Origin of the sequence: Priestia sp. SIMBA_032, assembly GCF_046535215.1 — a bacterium.
Classification (GTDB): domain Bacteria; phylum Bacillota; class Bacilli; order Bacillales; family Bacillaceae_H; genus Priestia; species Priestia aryabhattai.
In genome coordinates this window covers 568,855-589,273 of record NZ_JAWRXD010000003.1, presented here as the reverse complement: position 1 = coordinate 589,273, position 20,419 = coordinate 568,855, and the positions used below count along the sequence as shown (strand labels likewise).

General features: G+C 37.3%; 20 protein-coding genes. 16 read left to right on the top strand and 4 right to left on the bottom strand.

Annotation, left to right across the window (positions count from 1 at the left end; translation table 11 throughout):
* Positions 1 to 89 precede the first annotated feature (89 nt).
* Entirely contained in the window at positions 90 to 1,376 is a 1,287-nt protein-coding gene (locus SB717_RS13175) for a cytochrome P450 (RefSeq protein WP_074682217.1), read from the top strand.
* Positions 1,377 to 1,495: 119 nt separating this feature from the next.
* Entirely contained in the window at positions 1,496 to 2,155 is a 660-nt protein-coding gene (locus SB717_RS13170) for a serine/threonine-protein kinase (protein ID WP_029714125.1), read from the top strand.
* Positions 2,156 to 2,168: 13 nt separating this feature from the next.
* On the opposite strand, the gene SB717_RS13165 is transcribed toward SB717_RS13170, so the two are convergent.
* Positions 2,169 to 2,447 carry a hypothetical protein gene (locus SB717_RS13165; RefSeq protein WP_029714124.1) on the bottom strand — a complete coding sequence of 93 codons (279 nt, stop codon included), beginning with the start codon at positions 2,445 to 2,447 and terminating at the stop codon, positions 2,169 to 2,171.
* A 140-nt stretch (positions 2,448 to 2,587) separates the two neighbouring features.
* On the opposite strand from SB717_RS13165, the gene SB717_RS13160 reads away from it, so the two are divergent.
* The 3 genes from SB717_RS13160 (at position 2,588) to SB717_RS13150 (ending at position 4,481) form a co-directional block, all read left to right on the top strand.
* Complete coding sequence (locus tag SB717_RS13160) at positions 2,588 to 2,731, top strand: hypothetical protein (protein WP_014460421.1); 144 nt, start codon at positions 2,588 to 2,590, stop codon at positions 2,729 to 2,731.
* Positions 2,732 to 2,860: 129 nt separating this feature from the next.
* Positions 2,861 to 3,655 carry a flagellar motor stator protein MotA gene (gene motA, locus SB717_RS13155; protein ID WP_013056745.1) on the top strand — a complete coding sequence of 265 codons (795 nt, stop codon included), beginning with the start codon at positions 2,861 to 2,863 and terminating at the stop codon, positions 3,653 to 3,655.
* A complete protein-coding gene (locus SB717_RS13150) occupies positions 3,648 to 4,481 on the top strand; it encodes a flagellar motor protein MotB (protein WP_029714123.1) in 834 nt (277 codons plus the stop codon). The genes motA and SB717_RS13150 overlap by 8 nt, the downstream gene beginning before the upstream one ends.
* A 35-nt stretch (positions 4,482 to 4,516) precedes the next feature.
* On the opposite strand, the gene SB717_RS13145 is transcribed toward SB717_RS13150, so the two are convergent.
* On the bottom strand, positions 4,517 to 4,849 hold the full coding sequence (locus SB717_RS13145) for a hypothetical protein (RefSeq protein ID WP_074681986.1): 333 nt from the start codon (positions 4,847 to 4,849) through the stop codon (positions 4,517 to 4,519).
* A 199-nt stretch (positions 4,850 to 5,048) separates the two neighbouring features.
* Here SB717_RS13145 and SB717_RS13140 point away from each other — a divergent pair, with 199 nt between their 5' ends.
* Together SB717_RS13140 and SB717_RS13135 are read left to right on the top strand one after the other, a co-directional pair.
* The gene (locus tag SB717_RS13140; protein WP_074681984.1) at positions 5,049 to 6,002 is read left to right on the top strand and encodes an NAD(P)/FAD-dependent oxidoreductase; all 954 of its coding nucleotides are present in this window, start codon (positions 5,049 to 5,051) and stop codon (positions 6,000 to 6,002) included.
* A gap of 19 nt (positions 6,003 to 6,021) precedes the next feature.
* Entirely contained in the window at positions 6,022 to 6,717 is a 696-nt protein-coding gene (locus SB717_RS13135) for a YqjF family protein (protein WP_410903885.1), read from the top strand.
* Positions 6,718 to 6,720: 3 nt separating this feature from the next.
* Here the strand turns inward: SB717_RS13135 and msrA are convergent, their stop codons facing one another.
* The gene (gene msrA / locus SB717_RS13130; protein ID WP_410903884.1) at positions 6,721 to 7,638 is read right to left on the bottom strand and encodes a peptide-methionine (S)-S-oxide reductase MsrA; all 918 of its coding nucleotides are present in this window, start codon (positions 7,636 to 7,638) and stop codon (positions 6,721 to 6,723) included.
* Positions 7,639 to 7,961: 323 nt separating this feature from the next.
* Between msrA and nhaC the strand changes: the two genes are divergently transcribed.
* Positions 7,962 to 9,368: a Na+/H+ antiporter NhaC gene (gene nhaC / locus SB717_RS13125; RefSeq protein ID WP_029714116.1), complete on the top strand. Its 1,407-nt coding sequence runs from the start codon at positions 7,962 to 7,964 to the stop codon at positions 9,366 to 9,368.
* A 180-nt stretch (positions 9,369 to 9,548) separates the two neighbouring features.
* Here nhaC and SB717_RS13120 read toward each other — a convergent pair whose 3' ends face one another.
* Positions 9,549 to 10,202: a GntR family transcriptional regulator gene (locus tag SB717_RS13120; protein WP_029714115.1), complete on the bottom strand. Its 654-nt coding sequence runs from the start codon at positions 10,200 to 10,202 to the stop codon at positions 9,549 to 9,551.
* A 362-nt stretch (positions 10,203 to 10,564) separates the two neighbouring features.
* Between SB717_RS13120 and SB717_RS13115 the strand changes: the two genes are divergently transcribed.
* The 8 genes from SB717_RS13115 to SB717_RS13080 all read left to right on the top strand — a co-directional run bounded on the left by SB717_RS13115 (position 10,565) and on the right by SB717_RS13080 (position 20,405).
* Positions 10,565 to 11,977: an amino acid permease gene (locus SB717_RS13115; RefSeq protein ID WP_029714113.1), complete on the top strand. Its 1,413-nt coding sequence runs from the start codon at positions 10,565 to 10,567 to the stop codon at positions 11,975 to 11,977.
* A 296-nt stretch (positions 11,978 to 12,273) separates the two neighbouring features.
* The gene (locus tag SB717_RS13110; RefSeq protein ID WP_029714112.1) at positions 12,274 to 13,275 is read left to right on the top strand and encodes an acyltransferase family protein; all 1,002 of its coding nucleotides are present in this window, start codon (positions 12,274 to 12,276) and stop codon (positions 13,273 to 13,275) included.
* Positions 13,276 to 13,300: 25 nt separating this feature from the next.
* Positions 13,301 to 14,176 carry a peptidylprolyl isomerase gene (locus tag SB717_RS13105; protein WP_057237069.1) on the top strand — a complete coding sequence of 292 codons (876 nt, stop codon included), beginning with the start codon at positions 13,301 to 13,303 and terminating at the stop codon, positions 14,174 to 14,176.
* Positions 14,177 to 14,206: 30 nt separating this feature from the next.
* A complete protein-coding gene (locus SB717_RS13100) occupies positions 14,207 to 14,365 on the top strand; it encodes a hypothetical protein (protein WP_155017217.1) in 159 nt (52 codons plus the stop codon).
* A gap of 178 nt (positions 14,366 to 14,543) precedes the next feature.
* Complete coding sequence (locus SB717_RS13095; RefSeq protein WP_028413601.1) at positions 14,544 to 15,218, top strand: response regulator transcription factor; 675 nt, start codon at positions 14,544 to 14,546, stop codon at positions 15,216 to 15,218.
* Positions 15,208 to 16,635 carry a sensor histidine kinase gene (locus SB717_RS13090; protein WP_029714109.1) on the top strand — a complete coding sequence of 476 codons (1,428 nt, stop codon included), beginning with the start codon at positions 15,208 to 15,210 and terminating at the stop codon, positions 16,633 to 16,635. Before SB717_RS13095 ends, SB717_RS13090 begins: the two co-directional genes overlap by 11 nt.
* Positions 16,636 to 17,020: 385 nt before the next feature.
* Entirely contained in the window at positions 17,021 to 18,385 is a 1,365-nt protein-coding gene (locus SB717_RS13085; RefSeq protein ID WP_410903883.1) for an allantoinase, read from the top strand.
* Positions 18,386 to 18,914: 529 nt separating this feature from the next.
* Positions 18,915 to 20,405: a peptide MFS transporter gene (locus tag SB717_RS13080; protein ID WP_029714107.1), complete on the top strand. Its 1,491-nt coding sequence runs from the start codon at positions 18,915 to 18,917 to the stop codon at positions 20,403 to 20,405.
* Positions 20,406 to 20,419: the final 14 nt, after the last annotated feature.

Here is a 20,419-nt window from a genome sequence, read left to right as displayed (position 1 = left end):
AAAATCAATAGCATATCTTTGTGTGAAAAAGAGTAGTCTTTAGTGGACTACTCTTTTATTTGTTTAAGTCCCGCATTTTTAGAAAAGGAGTGATAACATTGCCGGTTATACAGGGCCCCTCGTCGTATAAGCTTACCGGTCACCTGCAAAAGTTTAGAGAGAACCCACTGGGTTTTTTGGAAAACTTGACTCAGTATGGAGAAATTGCAACATTTAGAGTTGCGCACAAACGCTTTTATGTAACGAGAGACCCTCAACTTATTAAAGATGTAGTCATTACAAACAGCAAGGCATTTCAAAAAATTAAACTAACGCATATGTTTAAAACGCTGCTAGGTGAAGAAATGTTATGGACAGATGAAGCATTATACATGAGCCCCATTCAGCCCTCACAACTTAAACAACATCTAACTTATAATAAGGAAGCAATCGCAAAAATAATTGAAAAGCATATGGAAACGTGGGAAGAAGGGCAGCTTCGAATGATAGTAAAAGACATCAGACAGATAGTCGTAGCTGTACTCCTTCAACTTGTATTTGGCATTTCGATTGAGGATAAAGACAAAATTCACTATGTTCAAGCGCTTATGAGAAAAAAAGAAAAGTTAGGAAAAATTTATATTCGTCTACCTTTGCACCAGCCTGACTCAGATGAGCAGCTAGAACAACTCCTTTTTGAACGCGTTCAAATGCGTGTTCAAAACAAAACTGAAGGAAATGATTTACTACAGTATGTATTAAATTCTCACGGGGAAGACATCGATGAAAGAGAAATATATGAACAGCTAAACGCTATATTCCTTTCGATGTATGAAATGATTACGCACGTATGCAGCTGGTCTATTCATTTACTGTCTCAAAATACTAGGGAGCACCTTCAGCTGCATAAAGAAATTCAGGCCTATGCTAGCGGTGAATCACTTTCAACCAAAAATCTGACCTATATGCGCAAAATAATTGCTGAAAGCATGAGGCTGTATCCGCCTCTTTGGCTATTTGGGCGTCAAGCACGTGAAGATATACAAATAGATGGTTACAGCATTAAAAAAGGGGAGATTATGTTAATTAGCCCTTATATGATGCATCGCCATGAAGATTATTTTTTAGAGCCAAGTGAATTTTTACCTGACCGTTTTGAAAAAGGAGGGTCCATTGATGTCCCAAGCTATATGTATATGCCGCTTGGGATTGAGCATCAAGCGGAAAGAGGCATGGACTATATCACTGAAATAGTAACTATTTTTCTGTCAGAAATGACAAAGCGCTTTTTATTTCAACTGACTAAGCCCGAGTCTATTGCTCCGATGGCGGGCGTGATGTTGAATATGAAAGAAGAACTGAATGTGAATGTCCACAAAGTTCACACGCAGTCTTGAATGAACGGAAATACTTTCCCTCTTTATATCAGGCTGTCAATTTATTGACACATCCTGCATTGAGATTTATCATAGGGTAATATTTGATAGAGATTACTGAAGGATTTTTAGAGGGGACTATGGATAAAACAATTAAACAGTTAGTGTCGCTAGTTGAAACATCATTACTAACGCAAGTTATGATTCAAAGTGAAAGTGACTACGATCCAGTTGAAGTTACGAACAAAACAAAAGAGTGGGTACTTATTGGTAAAGGAAACTATGCCGGTGTGTTTACGCACGAGAATTATCCTGAATTTGTGGTAAAAGTATACGGAAGAGACGTTTATGGTGTAAAAAAAGAAGCGCAAGTGTATAGAAAGCTGGGCGTTCACCCAGCTTATTCTCAACTTTTCCATGAGGGAAAGACGTACTTGATTTTAAAAAGACTTACAGGCGTTACCTTGTATGATGCCGTACAGCGGGGAATAAAGATTCCAGAACAAGTCATAAAAGATGTGAACAAAGCTTTGGACTATGCAAGAAGCCAGGGGTTAAACCCTTATGATGTGCATGGCAAAAATGTCATGATGAAAGATGGAAGAGGGTATGTAGTGGATATTTCTGACTTTTATAAGGAAGGTATTGATAAAAAATGGACAGACCTTGTAAAAGCTTATTACACCTTTTATCCGTTTATTGATAAGTACCATATCCGCTTGCCATATCCGCTTTTAAACGTTATCAGAAAAGCATATCGTCTATATCGTAGAATCAAATCAAAAAGGAGTTTCCGCTAAAGGAAACTCCTTTTTAAGATGAAATACAGCGCAGTACATGCTGCTGCTCAAAAGTTGGTTTTAATTTGAATAGAACAGTTTGTAGTATTTCAGATTGATAGACAAATTTTAGCGTATGTTTAAGGGAAAGAGGGTGTAAGAAAGAACGTATTCTTTTTTCAGCATAACGTATCACCTGTTCTTCATAAAATAAAGTACGTGCGGAGATTTTAGCGTGAATGTCTTTTGTTAGTTCGATTGTAAACTGGATAATCATTAAATCAGTGTCTTTACAGTATTTTTCTAATAGCATAATATCACCTTCATTTTGTCAACTCATTTACATAATCTTAATATAAAATTTACAAATGTCAATAAAACACTGAAAAATAAATGGTAAGATTGTTCTTTTTATATGTTGAATAAACAAGAACGTTACAGGGGTGAATAAACTTGAACATTAACGTCGGGTTTGCCATTTTAGCTGATATAGACAATAAGATGACGGCTGCTATTTATGTGGAAAATCAAATTGTAGCGATTATAGCTGGACCTTCAGATATTCTGTATGAAAAGTTGAAAAAAGTGTTTTTATAATAGAGAAAAGCTGTAATTGTAAATATGATTCATAAAAAGCTTAAAAATTTTATGAAATAGTCGAAATAAAAGATGAGGATAAAATACACAAAAAGAAAGAACAGGAAGTTAAGGATAGGAGAATTACATATGGATAAAACATCTTTTATTGGACTGATTTTAGGAATAGCCTCTCTTATTGTAGGCATGTTTTTCAAAGGGGTTAATCCATCCGTGTTAGGAAATCCGGCTGCTATTTTAATTATTATTGTCGGAACCGTCGGAGCAGTAGTGATTGCATTTCCTTCAAATGAAATCAAGAGAGTCCCAAAACTGTTTGGTGTCCTGTTTAAAGAACAAAAAATGCTGCAGCCCGTTGATTTAGTATCCATGTTTTCTGAGTGGGGACAAGTTGTTCGAAAAGAAGGGTTACTATCACTTGAAGCCCAAATTATTGATGTAGATGACCCTTTCTTAAAAAATGGTTTGAATTTAGCTATTGATGGTCAAAGTGCGGATTATATACGAGACGTGTTGTCTGAAGAAATTGATGCTATGGAAGAAAGACATCAAACAGGTGCAAGTATTTTCGCTTTAGCTGGTACATATGCTCCAACTCTGGGTGTACTTGGAGCTGTTATAGGGTTAATTGCTGCGCTTGGGAACATGGAAGATACAGATACGCTAGGACATGCAATCAGCGCAGCGTTTGTTGCTACGCTTCTTGGTATTTTTACTGGGTATGTACTATGGCATCCGTTTGCAAATAAACTAAAGCGTAAATCGAAACATGAAGTAAAGGTAAAGTATATGATGATCGAAGGAGTGCTTTCACTCCTAGAAGGAGAAACACCAAAAGTAATTGAGCAAAAGCTGGCTTCTTATTTGCCCACAGCGGAACGTAAAAAGCTTCTTCAAGAAAGTGAAGTGGGCATAAATGAGTAGACGCAGAAAACGAAAGCATGAAGAGGACCATGTTGACGAAAGCTGGCTGCTTCCTTACTCAGATTTGCTTACACTTTTACTTGCTTTATTCATTGTATTGTTTGCAATGAGCTCAGTGGATGCGCAAAAATTTAAGAACCTTTCTCGCGCATTTAATGAAGCGTTTGTTGGAGGAACGGGCGTGATGGAATTTCAATCTCTGGAGGAATCTGAAGAAGCGATTCAGCCTTCAAACACCCCTGCAGCTAAAAGTACGGAAAAAACAAATGAAGTGGAGACAGCTCCTAATCAGTCTCCTGCTTCTTCACAATCTTTAACGAGTGAACAAAAGGAGCAAACCATACGAGAAGCTGATCAAGAAGAGCTTCAGCAAATTCAATCTAAAATTAATGCGTATATTCAAAAGAAAAACTTAACAAATCAATTACAGACTTCGCTAACTGATGAAGGTCTCTTAATTTCCATTCGAGATAATGTATTGTTTGATTCGGGAAGAGCACAGGTTCGAAGTGAAGATACAAAAATCGCCAATGATATTTCAGAACTTTTGGTGATTGATCCTCCTCGTAATATCATTATTAGCGGTCATACTGATAACGTACCCATTCGCAACGCTGGTTTTGAATCCAACTGGGAGTTAAGCGTGATGAGAGCAGTTAACTTTATGAAAGTTATCTTAAAAAACGATAAGCTTAATCCAAGCATGTTCAGTGCAAAAGGATTTGGAGAGTTCAAACCGGTGACATCTAACAATACAGCAGAGGGGCAAGCGAAAAATAGAAGGGTTGAAATATTGATTACTCCTCGTACAATTAAACAGCCGTAAAAGCAGTCCTGCTTTTACGGCTGTTTTTCTATGTGTTATAAAGCTAAGAGTCTTCTCTTTTCAAAGTTTCCTCGTACTAACTTGAGATCCATTCCATCTAAAATCAAGTCAATGAGAGCCCCTTTAAAGACATCCGCTGTTTTTTTCTTATCATTGGACTGCAAATATTGCACCCGATACCACTTGTTTTCAACTTGAAAGTACATAAAACGACCGTGCGTAAAGTCAATCCAAAACTTTGTAGGTTGTCCATTGAGATTCTTATAAACATATCCCCAGCTTCGGCCTTGGTGAGAGTCCTTCATTTTAGGGCGAGCTGTATTAAATACTTCGTAATATACTTTGTGCTTAATATCATAGAGCATCATATGACAGTCCTCCTATCTATAGACGTGCTAGCAGGTAAAGATATATTTGTATACAACAAGTATACTCAGCTGAAAGGAATCGTAGACTACTTTTTTGAGACAAGCAGGAGCGAAGGTAAATGAAAAAGACAGTTTAAATTAGCTCAATCATTCCGCTTTTTTTATACTGTAAGTAAATGCGTTAAATAAGGAGGAAAAAATGAGACGAGTAGGAGTAGTAGGTGCTGGAATGGCGGGCCTTACAGCAGCGGCTGAATTACAAAAAGCAGGAATAGAGGTCTTTCTTCTTGATAAGAGTAAAAGTGTAGGGGGACGAATGGCTACCCGAAGAGTAGGGGATGGAAAAGCAGATCACGGAGCTCAATTTTTTACAGTGAGATCCGATGAATTTCAGCAAGCCGTAAATAAATGGATAGGAGATAGAGAAGTTAAGAAGTGGTTTGGTGACCATCACCCTCGTTATCAAAGTATTAATGGCATGAATGCGTTAGCTAAATATTTAGCAAAAGATCTATGTGTATATATGAATCGAAAAGTTCAAACCATTGATTTTCAAAACGGGAGGTATCAGCTTTATACAGAAGAAAATGAGATTTTCGAAGCGACTGATATCATTCTTACACCTCCGTCTCCTCAGGTTATTGAGGTGCTTAATGACAGTAGGTTACAGGCGGACCGATCTATCCTTAACACACTGAAATTCAGTCCCTGCTTGGTTGCTATCGTGGAGCTTTACACTGAGATGCTGTATGGTGATCATGGTCAACTCACGAATCCATCTGGCACAATCCAAAGAATCGTTAATCATGAGCAAAAAGGAATATCAAAGACGCCTGTTCTTAGCGTATATATGAATAAAGACTGGTCAGAAAAACATTTTGATGAACCTGAACATGAGTTGCTGCGAGCGATAAAAAATGAAATAAAAGAATCGGTAGGTGCAAATTATATTAAAAGCATTCAGTTAAAAAAATGGCGCTATGCAGAGGTTGAACAAGTTCTTCATCAGCCCTTTACCGAAATTATGCCGTCGCTACTGGTGGCAGGAGATGCTTTTTTAAGAAGGGAAGATAAGACGAATCACTCACGGTTAGAGAGCGCATATTTGTCAGGGAAATCGGCAGCCGCTGAATTGATGGAAAAGAACATCTAGAAAAAGGAGAGAACAAGAAGTGAAAAACAATTGGATAATGAAGCAAACGTGGAAAGATTTACTGTTTATTCATTGGCCTGTAGATCCAGCGTTTCTGGCTTCTTTATTGCCGAATCAGTTAGAGCCTGACACCTATAATGGTCAAGCGTGGATTGCCCTTGTGCCTTTTACGATGACAGACATTCGATTTAAAGGGACGCCCGCCGTGCCCGTCTTTTCAAGGTTATATGAGCTAAATGTGCGTACATACGTTACATATAAAAGGGAAAAAGGCGTTTATTTTTTTAGCTTAGACGCAAGCAACCCACTAGGAGTATGGGTTGCTCGTCACTTTTTTCACTTGCCTTATTACCACGCTGCTATGACATTCAGCAAGACTCAGAACTATATTTCTTTTCAGTCAGTTCGAACGCACAAAGACTCAAAAAAAGAGCGAGTAAAGCTTACATATAGAGGTACTTCTCCCTCCTATCACAGTAAAAAAGGAGAGCTAGCTCATTGGCTTACAGAGCGCTACTGCTTATTTACCACTCATCAAGGAAATGTCTACAGAGGAGATCTTTATCATGACCCTTGGGAACTGCAAAAAGGAGAGTGTGAAATAAGAGATGATTCTATCACTCAGCCTTTTTTGCGTCCGGCGGACCATCATGATTTAACTGTACACTACGCAAAGAAAGTAACCGCTTATTTTTACCCTTTTAAAAAAGTATAGGTATCAAAACAAAATTAAAAAATCTTCATAGCCTTCTTCTTTAAGCTTCTCTTTTGGAATAAAGCGCAGAGCCGCCGAATTTACTTGATAGTATTCGCTGTTTTCTTCTGTTAAAAGTAAACCCAGATAGTTATTTCCTTCTTTGCTTTTTAGCGCTGTTGAATGCTGCGCCGGCACTCTTTTTATGTTTCCGTACAAGATAGGGCGCTTAAAAATGGGCCAGCCTGTATGAGAAGGAAGCTGATCTGACGTTTTGAACAGTGCTTCTCCAGTTAGAAGGTCAACGTAAATTCCTTGTTTTTTGTTATTCCAATATAAATTCGTAAAAGGTGGTTCGGTTCCGTTTTCCTGCGTAACAAAATATTGCATAGGCGTTAGAATCTTTTTAAGGTAAGAGCGGTCCTTGGGCCAATGCTGCGTCAGAAAATCAGTTCGCCCCGAGCCTTCTTTGTATAATTTATAGTGAAATGCATTTTTTCGATAATAATCCTGCTGCTGCTCTTGTGCTTCGTAAAAAGAAGAAAAAGGTAAAATAGGTGTGACGATAGGGTTCTTAAAACGTTCGCTTTGGGCGAGCTTTCTTTTAGAATCGAGAGCCGCTTCTTTTTGCTTTTCGTTATGATAAAAAATAATGGCTCGATACGAGGGTCCGCGGTCTGAAAACTGTCCCGCGGAATCCGTAGGGTCAATTTGCTGCCAATACAGGTTAAGCAGCTCTTCAAACGTAATGTGAGAGGGATCCCATACAATTTGCACGGCCTCTACGTACTCGTTTTCCTTTTTTACAAGAGCAGAAGCTTCAGAACTGATTTGTTCATCTCTAGCGTAGCCCGAGCGGATACTGAGGATTCCTGTAAGCTGATCAAAAGGAGCGACCATGCACCAAAAGCATCCTCCCGCAAACGTTGCATATTCTTTCATGTTACTTTCCTCTTTTCGCTGAATAAAATAAATGAAAATATATTTATATATTAAAATGTATAAACAAACAGAAAGCGCTTTATAATGAGCCTTGTAAGAAAGCACACTCTTATGGTATTATGACCACTGGATAAAAGAAAAATGGCTTATTGTTTATGCGAGTATCCTTATTTTATGTTCTTAAAAAGATGCAGTTTATTGTTTAAGCACTCATAGAAATACATACGTTGGAGCAGTAAGAGGAACAATTAAAAAATAAGGACGTTTTGCTCTTAAACGATACCACATTCCAGAATCTACATACCAGTTTAGGAGGAGCTAGTTTGAACACAACCCGTTTACCATCTATGTGGGAAATAATGATTGTGCTTGCTTTATTTTTAGCTGTTGTTATTTCATTTGCAACTGTTTTTGATTTACCTATTCAGCTCGCTTTATTTATTTCATGGTTTATTGTTATGGCGCTAGGAGTACGACTTGGGTATACGTATAATCACCTGCAAGGGGCCATTACAAGAGGAATATCAAACGGCTTAGAAGCTATTTTAATTTTATTAGCCGTCGGTACGTTAATTGGAACATGGATTGCCGGAGGAGTTGTTCCTTCTCTTATTTATTTTGGATTAGAGTTTATTAATCCAACATTCTTTTTACTTGCTACACTTATCATTTGCTCTATTACTTCGATTTCAACAGGAACATCTTGGGGAACGGTTGGTACAGCCGGAATCGCGATGATGGGAATCGGACAAGGCTTAGGTATGCCGCTTCCTTTAGTAGCGGGAGCTGTGATTTCAGGAGCTTATTTTGGAGACAAGCTTTCTCCTCTTTCTGACAGTACCATTTTATCTGCGTCAATGGCTCGAGTGAATGTTATTGATCACGTAAAAGCAATGTTAGTGTTGGATATTCCTGCTTACCTCATTACGGCAGTATTATTTACGGTAACAGGGTTTATGTATGGAGGAAAAGATTTTGATGCTGGACGGGTAGAAGAATTAAAATCTTCGCTGTTGGATACATTCCATATCAGCGGGTGGATGCTAATTCCGGCTTTGGCTGTCATTGTCCTTTTAGCATTAAAGAAACCTTCTCTTCCAGCAATTGCGATTGGTTCATTATTAGGAATTATATGGGCAGTTGTCTTTCAACATATGGATGTGGCTGGCGCATTTAATACGGCTTATGAAGGGTTTAAAATTAATACAGACAACACATTTTTAAGTGAGCTTTTAAATCGTGGCGGAATTTTAAGCATGGTCGGTTCTATTATTGTCATTATTTTTGGACTAGGATTTGGCGGGTTATTAGATGAGCTCGGCGTCTTAGAAGTCCTGCTATCTAAATTTGAAAAAATTCTTGTCAATTCAGGAAACGTTACGGCTTCTACTATTTTCGTTGGGTTATTAGGGAATATATTTGGGTGTGCGATGTATGTTTCATTAATTTTAACACCGAAAATTATGGAGAAAAGTTATGATAAGTTAAGAATACAGCGTCTGGTGCTTGCCCGTAACTCAGAAGTAGGAGGAACCTTAACTTCTGGAATGGTTCCGTGGACGGACAATGGTGTATTTCTGGCTACAACGCTTGGGATTTCTACATTCGCTTATCTGCCGTTTATGTGGCTCAGTTTTGTCTCTATTATTTTGGCGATTATTTACGGATATACAGGGAAATTCATTTGGTACGTAAAAGAAGAAAAGCAGCGTTCTGCTATAGCAAAATAAAAGAGGTTGGGACAAAAGTGTTTTAGTTAAAGAAAAATCCGAACGATGAATTGAGATTCTTAATGAAGAATCAACTTCGTTCGGATTTTTTCATGGGTATGATAAACGTAGGTTTGATGTATTTCGGTGCTTCTAGCTGTTTATTAAATTGATTTAGTTATGTCTCGAGCTTTTTTTTGATCAAATCATTTCCGGATATTCGATTTTCCAGTGGACATTTTGAAGGTAAAGCTGAATATCCGCCTTTTTTTTCTGCTTCAGAAGTTTTAGAATATGGCGGTGATGTTCATTCATTACATGCAAAATGGCGTACAGCTCTTTATTGTCATCGCTAAAGTACGTTTGTCTGATGAATCCGTCTTGTAAAGATATAAGCTGTTCTTTTAAGGTCACATTACCGCATCGGTTCAAATAGACTCGATGAAAATACGTTTGATATTTTTGATAATCCTGATAATTTTCTAATTCGATCGAAACATCGATTTTTTTAATAAGCTCATCCATCTTCGCAAAATCTTCTTCCGTTAAGTGATCAATCGACAGGGCAGCTGCCAAACCATCTAAAGCACCGACGATTTCAAATACTTCTAGTTTTTTTTGTGTATCAATTTTCTTTACAGTAAACCCTCTGCGCGGTCTGTATTCTAATAGGTTGTCTGAAGCCAATTTAATAAGCGCTTCTCTTACAGGCGTTCGGCTGACATTCAGCTGAGAACAAATGCTGGCTTCATTTATTTTGTCGTTAGGCAGCAGTGTACCGTCTTGAATTTGACTTGCTATGTAGTTATATACATGATCTTTTAATGAATGATAAATCATAGGCCCCTTGTTCATTGTTTCCCCCTAAAATAAATATCGCATCAGCCGTTCTTTCTCTTCATGTCATGGTGATGAAAGAGTATAAAAATAGCAAGAAAGAACGTACAGGTGTAAAAATAATCATATCATATCACTTCGTCTAATCTTAGTTAGAATATAAAAAATAGAATTATTGAAATATTTTTTACTATTCATTGTTGTAAAAAATCTGAAAAATGATATAATCGTAAAAAGATTTAAGAAGTGTATATTGTATACAATATACAAAATTCGTACATATCAAAGAAATAGAGCCTACTCCTGTAGAGAAGAGACTATAGAGAATATGTAAAAAAACCAAGTTTTTAGATGAGTTTACTATAAAAAGGAGGTACATAATGGGTGAGAATACAACATCTATGAATCAGTTACAAAGAAAAATGAAAAGCCGTCATTTATTTATGATTTCCCTTGGCGGTGTGATCGGTACGGGGCTGTTTCTTAATTCAGGCTATACAATTAATGCAGCAGGTCCTGGGGGAACACTCCTTGCTTATTTAATCGGTGGATTAATTATGTATTTAGTCATGATATGTCTAGGGGAACTAAGCGTAGCAATGCCTGTGTCAGGATCATTTCAAGTATACGCTACAAAGTTTATCGGGCCGGGAACTGGTTTTGCGGTTGGTTGGCTCTACTGGCTGACTTGGGTGGTATCTGTAGGTTCGGAGTTTACAGCGTCTGGATTGCTTATGCAAAGATGGTTTCCTGACGTTTCGGTTTGGATATGGAGCGCGCTGTTTGCTCTTTTATTATTTGGTTTAAATGCAACATCTGTACGTTTTTTCGGCGAAACAGAATTTTGGTTTTCAAGTATTAAAGTATTAACGATTATTGTATTTATTATTTTAGGCGCAGCAGCGATGTTTGGATTCATTCCTCTTGGCGGTCATGAAAAAGCGCCGATGCTTTCTCACTTTACAGGAGAGGGCGGTTTATTTCCAAATGGACTTATGCCTGTATTAATTACAATGGTTTCCGTTAGCTTTGCTTTTTCGGGAACAGAATTAATTGGTATTACAGCAGGAGAAACAGAGGATCCGGAAAAGAACATACCTCGAGCAATTAAAAATATTATTTGGCGTACGTTCTTCTTCTTTATTGGCGCCATGTTTGTACTATCTGGGTTGATTTCATGGAAACAAGCAGGAGTGTTAGAAAGTCCTTTTGTGACGGTATTTGATCAAATAGGTATTCCTTACGCGGCAGATATTATGAACTTGGTTATTTTAACAGCTTTATTATCAAATGCTAATGCAGGATTATATGCATGTTCGAGAATGCTATGGTCATTATCTGATCAAAAAATGGTCAGCACTTGGTTAGGGAAAGTAACGTCTAAAGGAGTTCCATTTAATTCGTTACTTATCAGCATGGGAGTGGCATGTCTGTCCTTGCTGTCAAGCGTAGTTGCACCAACAACTGTTTACTTAGTATTAGTTTCTATTTCTGGATTTGCGGTGGTAGCTGTATGGATGGCTATTGCAGCTTCTCATTTTATGTTCAGAAAACGCTATATTAAAGAAGGGAATGATGTATCAAAGCTTGTTTACAAAGCACCTTTATATCCTCTCGTTCCTATTTTAGCATTCGTGTTATGTTTTGCTGCTTGTGTAGGACTGGCTTTTGATAAGAGTCAGCGCATTGCATTATACTGCGGTATCCCGTTTGTCCTTTTTTGTTACTTGTTTTATTATTTAAAAAGTAAAAAAGCAAACGGAAAAAACGAAAATCAGCCTATAGCAAAATAAAAAGCAGAAGACCTAGGTCTTCTGCTTTTTTTGCATACAAAAACACCCTATCCATCCGTACTGGTTAAGTGTCCCGCAACAAGCGAAATTGAATTGGATAGGGTGCGTATCTATATAGTAGAGAAAGAGGAGCCATTTGTCAAACTTATTTAGCCGCGCCTTATTTAAAAATAGAAATAAGCAAGGTTTTCACTGTTTTTTCATTTTTACTATGTATAGTAAGGAATGTAAAGAAAAGATATTCGCAGCAGCACGTCGTACAGATTCGTAGAACGCGAAAGAAAGGAGGAGGTAAAATGGCTAAGCGGGATGCGTATTTTGATAACGTAAAGTTTATCTTAATTGTATTAGTAGTGTTTGGCCATTTGTTAACTCCCTTCATCAATGATGAACAGTGGCTACGAACGTTATACATATTTATTTACACCTTTCATATGCCAGCGTTTATTTTAATAAGCGGCTATTTTGCAAAGGGATACCGAAAAAAAGGATACATGTGGAAGATGGCGAAGAAAGTATTACTTCCTTATATTATTTTTCAACTTATCTATGCGGTATATGATTATAAGCTGTATGATGAATCGTCATTCGAAGTTTCAGTGTTTCAGCCAGCTTGGTCACTATGGTTTTTGTTGAGTTTATTTTGTTGGAACGCCATGTTGTTCATTTTTACAAAAATCAAATATCCTTTAGCCGTGGCGGCAGTTTTAGGAATTATGATTGGCTTATGTGAACCGCTGGAAACAACGTTAAGCCTTTCTAGAACCTTTGTGTTCTTTCCCTTCTTCTTAGCAGGGTTTTATATGAAAAAAGAACATTTTAAAAAGTTGACGTCTGTTTCTTGTAAGAAAGTAGCTGGAGGCACTTTGCTGATTATTGCTCTATGGATCCAGTATATAGTACCGGATTTTGAGAAAGAGTGGCTATTTGGTTCAAAATCTTATGCCTCTTTAGGTGTAAATCAATTAGAGGGAATGACCATTCGTGCGCTATTTTATAGCATCAGCTTAGCAATGACTATTTCCTTTCTAGCTTTGATCCCTACACAAACGATGTCCTTTACATCTCGAGGTGCTCAAACCTTTTATGTATATTTGCTACATGGGTTTCTGATTAAATATATTCGCCTATCTTCTTTTGGAGACTGGATAGAAAGTGTACAAGGATACAGTATCCTTCTAATTGGAGCTTGTGGAGTGGCGTGGTTGTTGTCGAGTAAATACGTATCTACTATTGCAAGACCTTTAATTGAACTTAAACCGTTACCAAGGCGCAAAAGTTTAAGTTTAGGTAAGTAATGAGAAATGGAAAAGGAGTTTAACCATGTCTAAAAACAAAATAATTATGATTATTGCAGCCGTTGTCATTATTGCTGCAGTAGCTATTGGTGCCGTAGCAATGAATAAATCAAAGGTAGTTGCTACCGTTGGTGATGAAAAAATCACAAAAGATCAGCTGTACGATGCTCTTCTTGCTCAAGGAGGATCAAGCGTCCTTGATTCACTAATCGAACAAAAAGTCATTTCAAAAGAAGCAGCTAAACAAAATATTAAAGTAACCGATAAAGAAATTAATGCTGAATTAGAAAACCTTAAAAGTCAGTACGGTGGAGAAGATGCCCTAAATCAAGCATTAGCATCTAGCGGTGTAAAATTGTCAGAGCTGAAAAAAGATTTAAAGACGAATATTGAAGCAAAAAAAATGGTCGAGTCGACTATTAATATTAAAGATAGTGAAATGAAATCGTACTTTAATCAAAATAAAGATTCATTAGCTACAGAAGCACAGGTGAAAGCTAGCCACATCTTAGTAGCAGACGAAAAAACAGCAAAAGAAGTAAAGGCAAAGCTTGATAAAGGAGAAGATTTTGCGAAGCTAGCAAAAGAATATTCAACAGATACAGCTTCTAAATCGAATGGCGGAGACCTTGGATACTTCAAAAAAGGTGATATGGTCGAAGCTTTTGCCAACAAAGCATTTTCTATGAAGGTAAATGAAGTAAGTGATCCTGTTAAAACAGAATACGGTTATCACATTATTAAAGTAACAGGCAAAAAAGAAGCGCAAAAAGCAACATATGAAAACAGCAAAGCAAAAATTAAGCAAACGCTGCTTGATCAAAAATACCAAACAGAGTATCCAACATGGTTACAAAAGCTAAAGAAAAAGTATGATATTACAAACAAACTTGATTCATAAATAATACCTTAACGAAATGAGGGGATGGATATGAAACAAACAGCGTCTTATAGCAAATTAGAAAAAATCGTCGAACAATTAAAGCACAGAGGTGTACGAGCTGAAATATGCCGGCGTGTTGTAAAGGTCACAGAAACTGTTAATGGATCAAATCCTTCATATTCAAATCAAATCGTTAGTCATTCATAAAAGTACAAAAGACGCGAACTGCTGAACAGCAGTTGGCGCCCATTCTTAATACAGGTAGGGAAAATCAAAATGAAAAGTGATCAGTAGAGGCAGCTTGTTTCTGCTGATTCTTTTTGTATAATAAAGTAAACAAAAGGATGCAGGGAAATGTATCAAATGAAGGAAGGAGTTACGCAGAATGAACGTACTGCTAGCAGAAGATGATTTGCAGCTAGGTGAATTAGTTAGTTATATGCTGAAGAAAAAAGGAGGATATAACGTCGAATGGGTGACGGAAGGGAATGATGCATATGATTATGCATCTGAAGCGCATTATGATGTGTTAATTCTTGACTGGATGATGCCCAATGGAGACGGAATCGATGTATGTAAACGTCTAAGAAAAGAAGGATACGCCGGAGCTATTCTTATGTTAACAGCAAAAGATGCGGTTCAAGATCGTATACAAGGCTTAGATGCGGGAGCGGATGATTACGTTATTAAGCCATTTGAAATTGACGAGCTGCTTGCAAGGCTTCGCGCTTTGGCTCGTCGTAATTATGCACCAATCTTAGAAGAAGAAGTAGAGATTGCCAGCATGATATTAAAAAGAGCAAGTCAAACCGTGCAGTTTGACGAGGAGTTTATTCAATTAAGTCCTCGTGAATTTCAACTGCTAGATTTTTTAGTGAAAAACAAAGGACAAGTTCTTTCTCGAGATATTATTTTAGACAGGGTATGGGGATATGAATCAGATGTTTCGATTAAAACGATTGATGCGACGGTTAAACTTTTGCGGAAAAAACTAGAGAAATTCAACAAACAAGATCTTATTCAAAGCATTCGTGGAGTAGGCTACAAAATTGAAAGCTAAACTTCTTACGAGGGCTAAACAGAAAGTAAAACAAAAAGTAAAGCAAGATTTATTCAGCCAGACGCAAAATCGTTTAACATTCCGATACAGCGCATTGCTAATGCTGTTTCTGCTTTTATTCGTATTTATTGTTTATGCATTGGTGTATGTGGTTGTATCCAACAGTCAGCAGCAAAACTTAAATAGCATGTTAAAACAAGAGTCTCGAATTGTCCAAAGCATCTTAATTAAACAAGCGGTAAACAGCTCGAATCAACAGTCGAAAGAAGAGTACAAAAACATTGTCGTAGCCGGTGAAGATCAGTTTTTTTATTATGTCATCAGTCCTGAAGGGGACCTTATTATGGGCAACGAAGCGAGTGAGCGTCTTCGCTCTAACTTGTTAGATTTAATTGATGGATGGATCCCTATTGAAAATGAGGTGCGAAAAGAACGAATAAAAGCCCCACGTCCTAGTTTTGAACACATTGAAGGAGTAAAAGGGCAAAACGGAGAAGGCAAAATAGATATTGATTTAATGATGGCGGGGGAACCTATTTTTTATAAAGGCCAATTTTTAGGGATGCTTTATATTGGAAAAGACGTTTCGTTTCTTTATCAGTTGTTAAAGTGGCTCCTCATTATTATGCTGAGCCTTACCGTACTGTTTGTAGGAGTAGCCATTTATATCAGCCGCTTAATGTCAAAACGTGCGATGGTCCCAATTGAAACAGCTTTCCAAAAGCAAAAAGAGTTTGTGGCGGATGCGTCCCATGAGTTAAGAACGCCGCTTAGCGTTATGCTTTCTTCTATCAACGCTTTAGAAATGCAGGAGGAAGTAACAGAAGATCCTTTTTCTAAAAAATTAATCAATAATATGAAAGCTGAAGTGAAGCGCATGACGAGTCTCGTCAGTGATTTGCTTACGCTTGCACGCTCAGACTCTAATAAAGTAGAAAAAGCAATGATGCCCTTTGATATTACAGACGCGGTGCAAAAGGTAATGGAATCCGTTGAAACCCTAGCGATTTCTAAACATATTGATTTGCAGCTGGATACACCGGAAAAACTAGTTGTAACTGGAGATCAAGAGCGTCTAACTCAGCTGATTTACATTTTGTTAGATAATGCGATTAAATATACGACTCCTCATGGAAGTGTAAACATTCAAGTGGTTCAGCATGGGAGTGAATGTATATTAAAAGTACGGGATACAGGAGTTGGAATTCATCCTGACGAAAAGGATCGGATTTTTGACCGCTTTTATCGTGCTGACAAATCGCGATCTCGTCAAATGGGAGGTCATGGGCTAGGCCTAGCCATCGCTAAATGGATCGTAGAAACACATAAAGGGAAAATTGATGTAGAAAGTGAACAAGAAAAAGGAAGTACATTTACAGTAAGGTTGCCAATGTCACAAAAAGTGAAAAAGAGTTAAAAGAGGCTGTGGCAAAATTAGTTGAAGGAAGATCCGACCGAGTTTGATTCTTAATAGGGAATCAAACTCGGTCGGATTTTTTTATGGTTAGAGTGGACGTAGGCTTCATGTATGCAGTTGCTTCTATCTGTCCGGTGATTTAGTTATGTCTCAATCTCTTTTTATTTAGTGAAAGTGACCAAATCAAAAAGAAAAGTTTAGACAAAATGGCGAGTTAAAAACTCAGATAATTCAGTTACATTAACTGACGTAATAACGAGTGCCTGTGTCAGGTTTCTTTACAAGGATAAAGACTTTTTAAAGGAAACAGTGCATGATAGAACAATAGCAGACTGCTTCGTTTAATAAGAAGATGGAGTAGTTAAATAAAGGGGAGTTTGATAACATGTACGATTTAATTATTCGGGATGGCTCGGTCGTATTAGAAGACCAAATAGTAAAAGCAGATATAGGTATTAAAAAAGGAAAGATTGCAGAAATAGCGCATGGTGTTAGCATACCAGCCAAAAAATACGTAGATGCTAAAGGCAAATATGTTCTGCCTGGAATGATTGATATTCACGTGCATTTTGATGAACCGAGCCGAGACCATTGGGAAGGGTTTGACTACGGTTCAGCATCTATGGCTGCAGGAGGCTGCACTACATATTTTGATATGCCATTAAACGGCGTTCCTCCTACCGTAACAGAATCAGCGCTGTGGGAAAAGAAAACGCTGGCTGATCAAAAGTCGGTAGTAGATTATGGTCTATGGGGAGGGTTGGTTCCTGGTAATAAAGAAGAGTTAGCTAAGATGGCTCATTCGGGTGTAATAGGTTTTAAAGCATTTATGTCAGAAGCCGGTTCTGAATTTGATTTCTCAGATGACCTCACATTATACGAAGGAATGAAAGAGATTGCGAAACTAAACAAGGTGCTTGCCCTGCATGCTGAAAGAAATGATTTAATACAAAAGCTTGAACAGGCTAAACAGAAGCAAAAGCAAACTGCTATTAAAGATTATTTAGAAACGCGACCTGTTCTAGCAGAAGTAAACGCAGTAAAGCAAGCGCTTGAGTATGGTAAAAAAACGGGATGTCCGCTTCACTTTGTACACATTAGCAGCTATGAAGCAGTGCAGCTTATTACGGAAGCAAAGAAGAATGGAATGAACGTTACGCTGGAAACTTGTCCGCATTATTTACTTTTTACAGAGGAAGACTTTGAAGAAATTGGTGTAACGGCTAAGTGTGCACCTCCTCTTCGCAGCAGAAGTCAAAAAGAAAAATTATGGGCTTGTATTCAATCAGAAGAAGTAGATATGATTTCTTCTGATCATTCTCCTTGCCCGATTGAGTTAAAAACTGCTCATCAGAATGATTTATTTAAAGTCTGGGGTGGAATATCAGGCGGTCAGTACTCTTTGCAAGCAATGATTAGTGAGGGAGCCATTAATAGAGGAATTTCTCTTTCTCGCATTTCAAAGCTTGTATCAACCAATCCAGCTAAACGATTCGGTTTATATCCTAAAAAAGGAAGCATTTTGCTAGGATCTGATGCGGATTTGGTTATCGTGGATCTGGATCAAACTGAAAAAGTGACAAAAGAAGGAATGGTTTTCAAACATAAGCACAGTATATATGAAGGGACGGTATTTAACAGCGTTGTTTTAACTACCATTAATAGAGGAACGATTGTATACACTAAAGAAGAAGGTGTGGTTCCTCTTCACAAAGGACAAATGGTAAACGGTGAATACGTAAAATTGTAGGTGCAGTGCAAAAAGAGGTAAAAAATAAACCTTTTATCTCTTTTTTTTACATAAAAAAATCAGGATGACTTATATTAAAGGTATTACATAGGTGAAAAAAGAGTATCTACTATAACAAAATAGGCATTTTTAAAGAGGATTTTATTATTTTAAAAAAGTATATTTTTAGTTGAGGAAAGCATAATGAAAAAATAATAAAGCCTCTTTTTTAATATAAAGAAAAAATTCCCAAAAAGAAAAATATTATCTGCTTGTATGAAAAGTAGATAATCAGATGCTTTATAATCAAGGGTTTTGTATAAAAAAATTTTCAAAAAGATATTTTAAGAAAAGAAATCTTGATTTAAAGCTTTTTATAGGTGCAATTTTATAATGGAAAACCTTATTTTATGCACTCATTGTAAAATTCTGATATTGACAGAATCATTTTATAAGAATAAAATTTTCTTGTTTCTATTTTTTTATATCATCATAATTTTTTGATAGTTTTGTCTATGATGGTTTACGGTTGAAAGAGAGGTTAAGGAATATGTCGGTAGAGAGAGAAAAAGTGTATGAAACAGTTCCTCAAAAAGGATTCTTCGGACATCCTAAAGGGTTATTTACCTTGTTCTTTACAGAGTTCTGGGAGCGTTTTTCATACTATGGAATGCGTGCGCTACTTGTATTGTACATGTACGATACAATTGCAAATGGTGGATTAGGAATGGAACAAGGAACCGCTTTAGCGATCTTTTCTATTTATGGTTCCCTTGTTTATATGTCTGGAATTATTGGCGGTTGGATTGCAGACCGCATTTTAGGTACGTCTAATACGGTGTTTTACGGCGGTATATTTATTATGCTGGGACATTTAGTGCTTGCATTGCCAGCAGGTGTAACAGCGCTGTTTATTTCAATGTTCTTAATTATTATTGGAACAGGTTTATTAAAACCCAACGTTTCGAGCGTTGTAGGTGATATGTATAGCCCGACTGATAACCGTCGAGATGCTGGATTTAGTATCTTCTATATGGGTGTAAATGCAGGTGCATTTATCGCACCGCTAGTTGTTTCAACAGTAGGGGAAAAATATAATTATCACTTAGGTTTTGGAATCGCAGCAGTAGGAATGCTTTTAGGTCTAATTGTATTTATGGCTACACGAGGTAAAACCTTAGGTCGTGCAGGTAGACAAGTTCCAAACCCTTTAAAACCAGAAGAACGCAAAAAAGTATTTGGTACTATTGCATTTGCTGTAGTTGTACTTGCTATCTTTATTGTACTGACTTCTTTAGCAGGTATTTTAACAGTTGAAGGCGTTATTTTATTTGTAAGTATTTTAGCGATTGTTATTCCTATTATTTACTTTGTGGTTATGTATAAGAGTCCCAAGACAACAGCTGATGAGCGTTCACGCGTATTGGCTTATATCCCTCTTTTTATTTCTGGAGTAATGTTCTGGGCAATTCAAGAGCAGGGGTCAACAATTTTAGCAACGTATGCAAAAGATCATACACAGCTAACGTATGGCGGCTTTAAAATTCCAGTTGGCTGGTTCCAATCGTTAAATCCGTTATTCATTATTATATTTGCTCCAGTTTTTGCAGCGATTTGGGTGAAATTAGGAAACAGACAGCCTTCTACACCAAAGAAATTTTCATTAGGACTATTGTTTGCAGGGCTTTCTTTCCTCGTCATGGTTATTCCAGCTAGTATTCATGGAAATGAAACGTTAGCGAGCCCGCTTTGGTTAGTGTTAAGCTTCTTCTTAGTTGTAGTTGGAGAGCTTTGTTTATCACCAGTAGGATTATCAACTACAACAAAACTAGCACCTGCAGCGTTTTCTGCTCAAACGATGAGTTTATGGTTCTTAACAAGCGCAGCGGCGCAGGCAATCAATGCTCAGCTTGTTCAATACTATGAAAACATTTCGCAAGTTGTTTATTTTGCTGCATTGGGCGGAGTGTCGGTTATTTTAGGAGTAATCGTGCTAATGATTTCGCCAAAAATTCAGCGTTTAATGAAAGGTGTTCAATAAGAAAAACCGTCCGT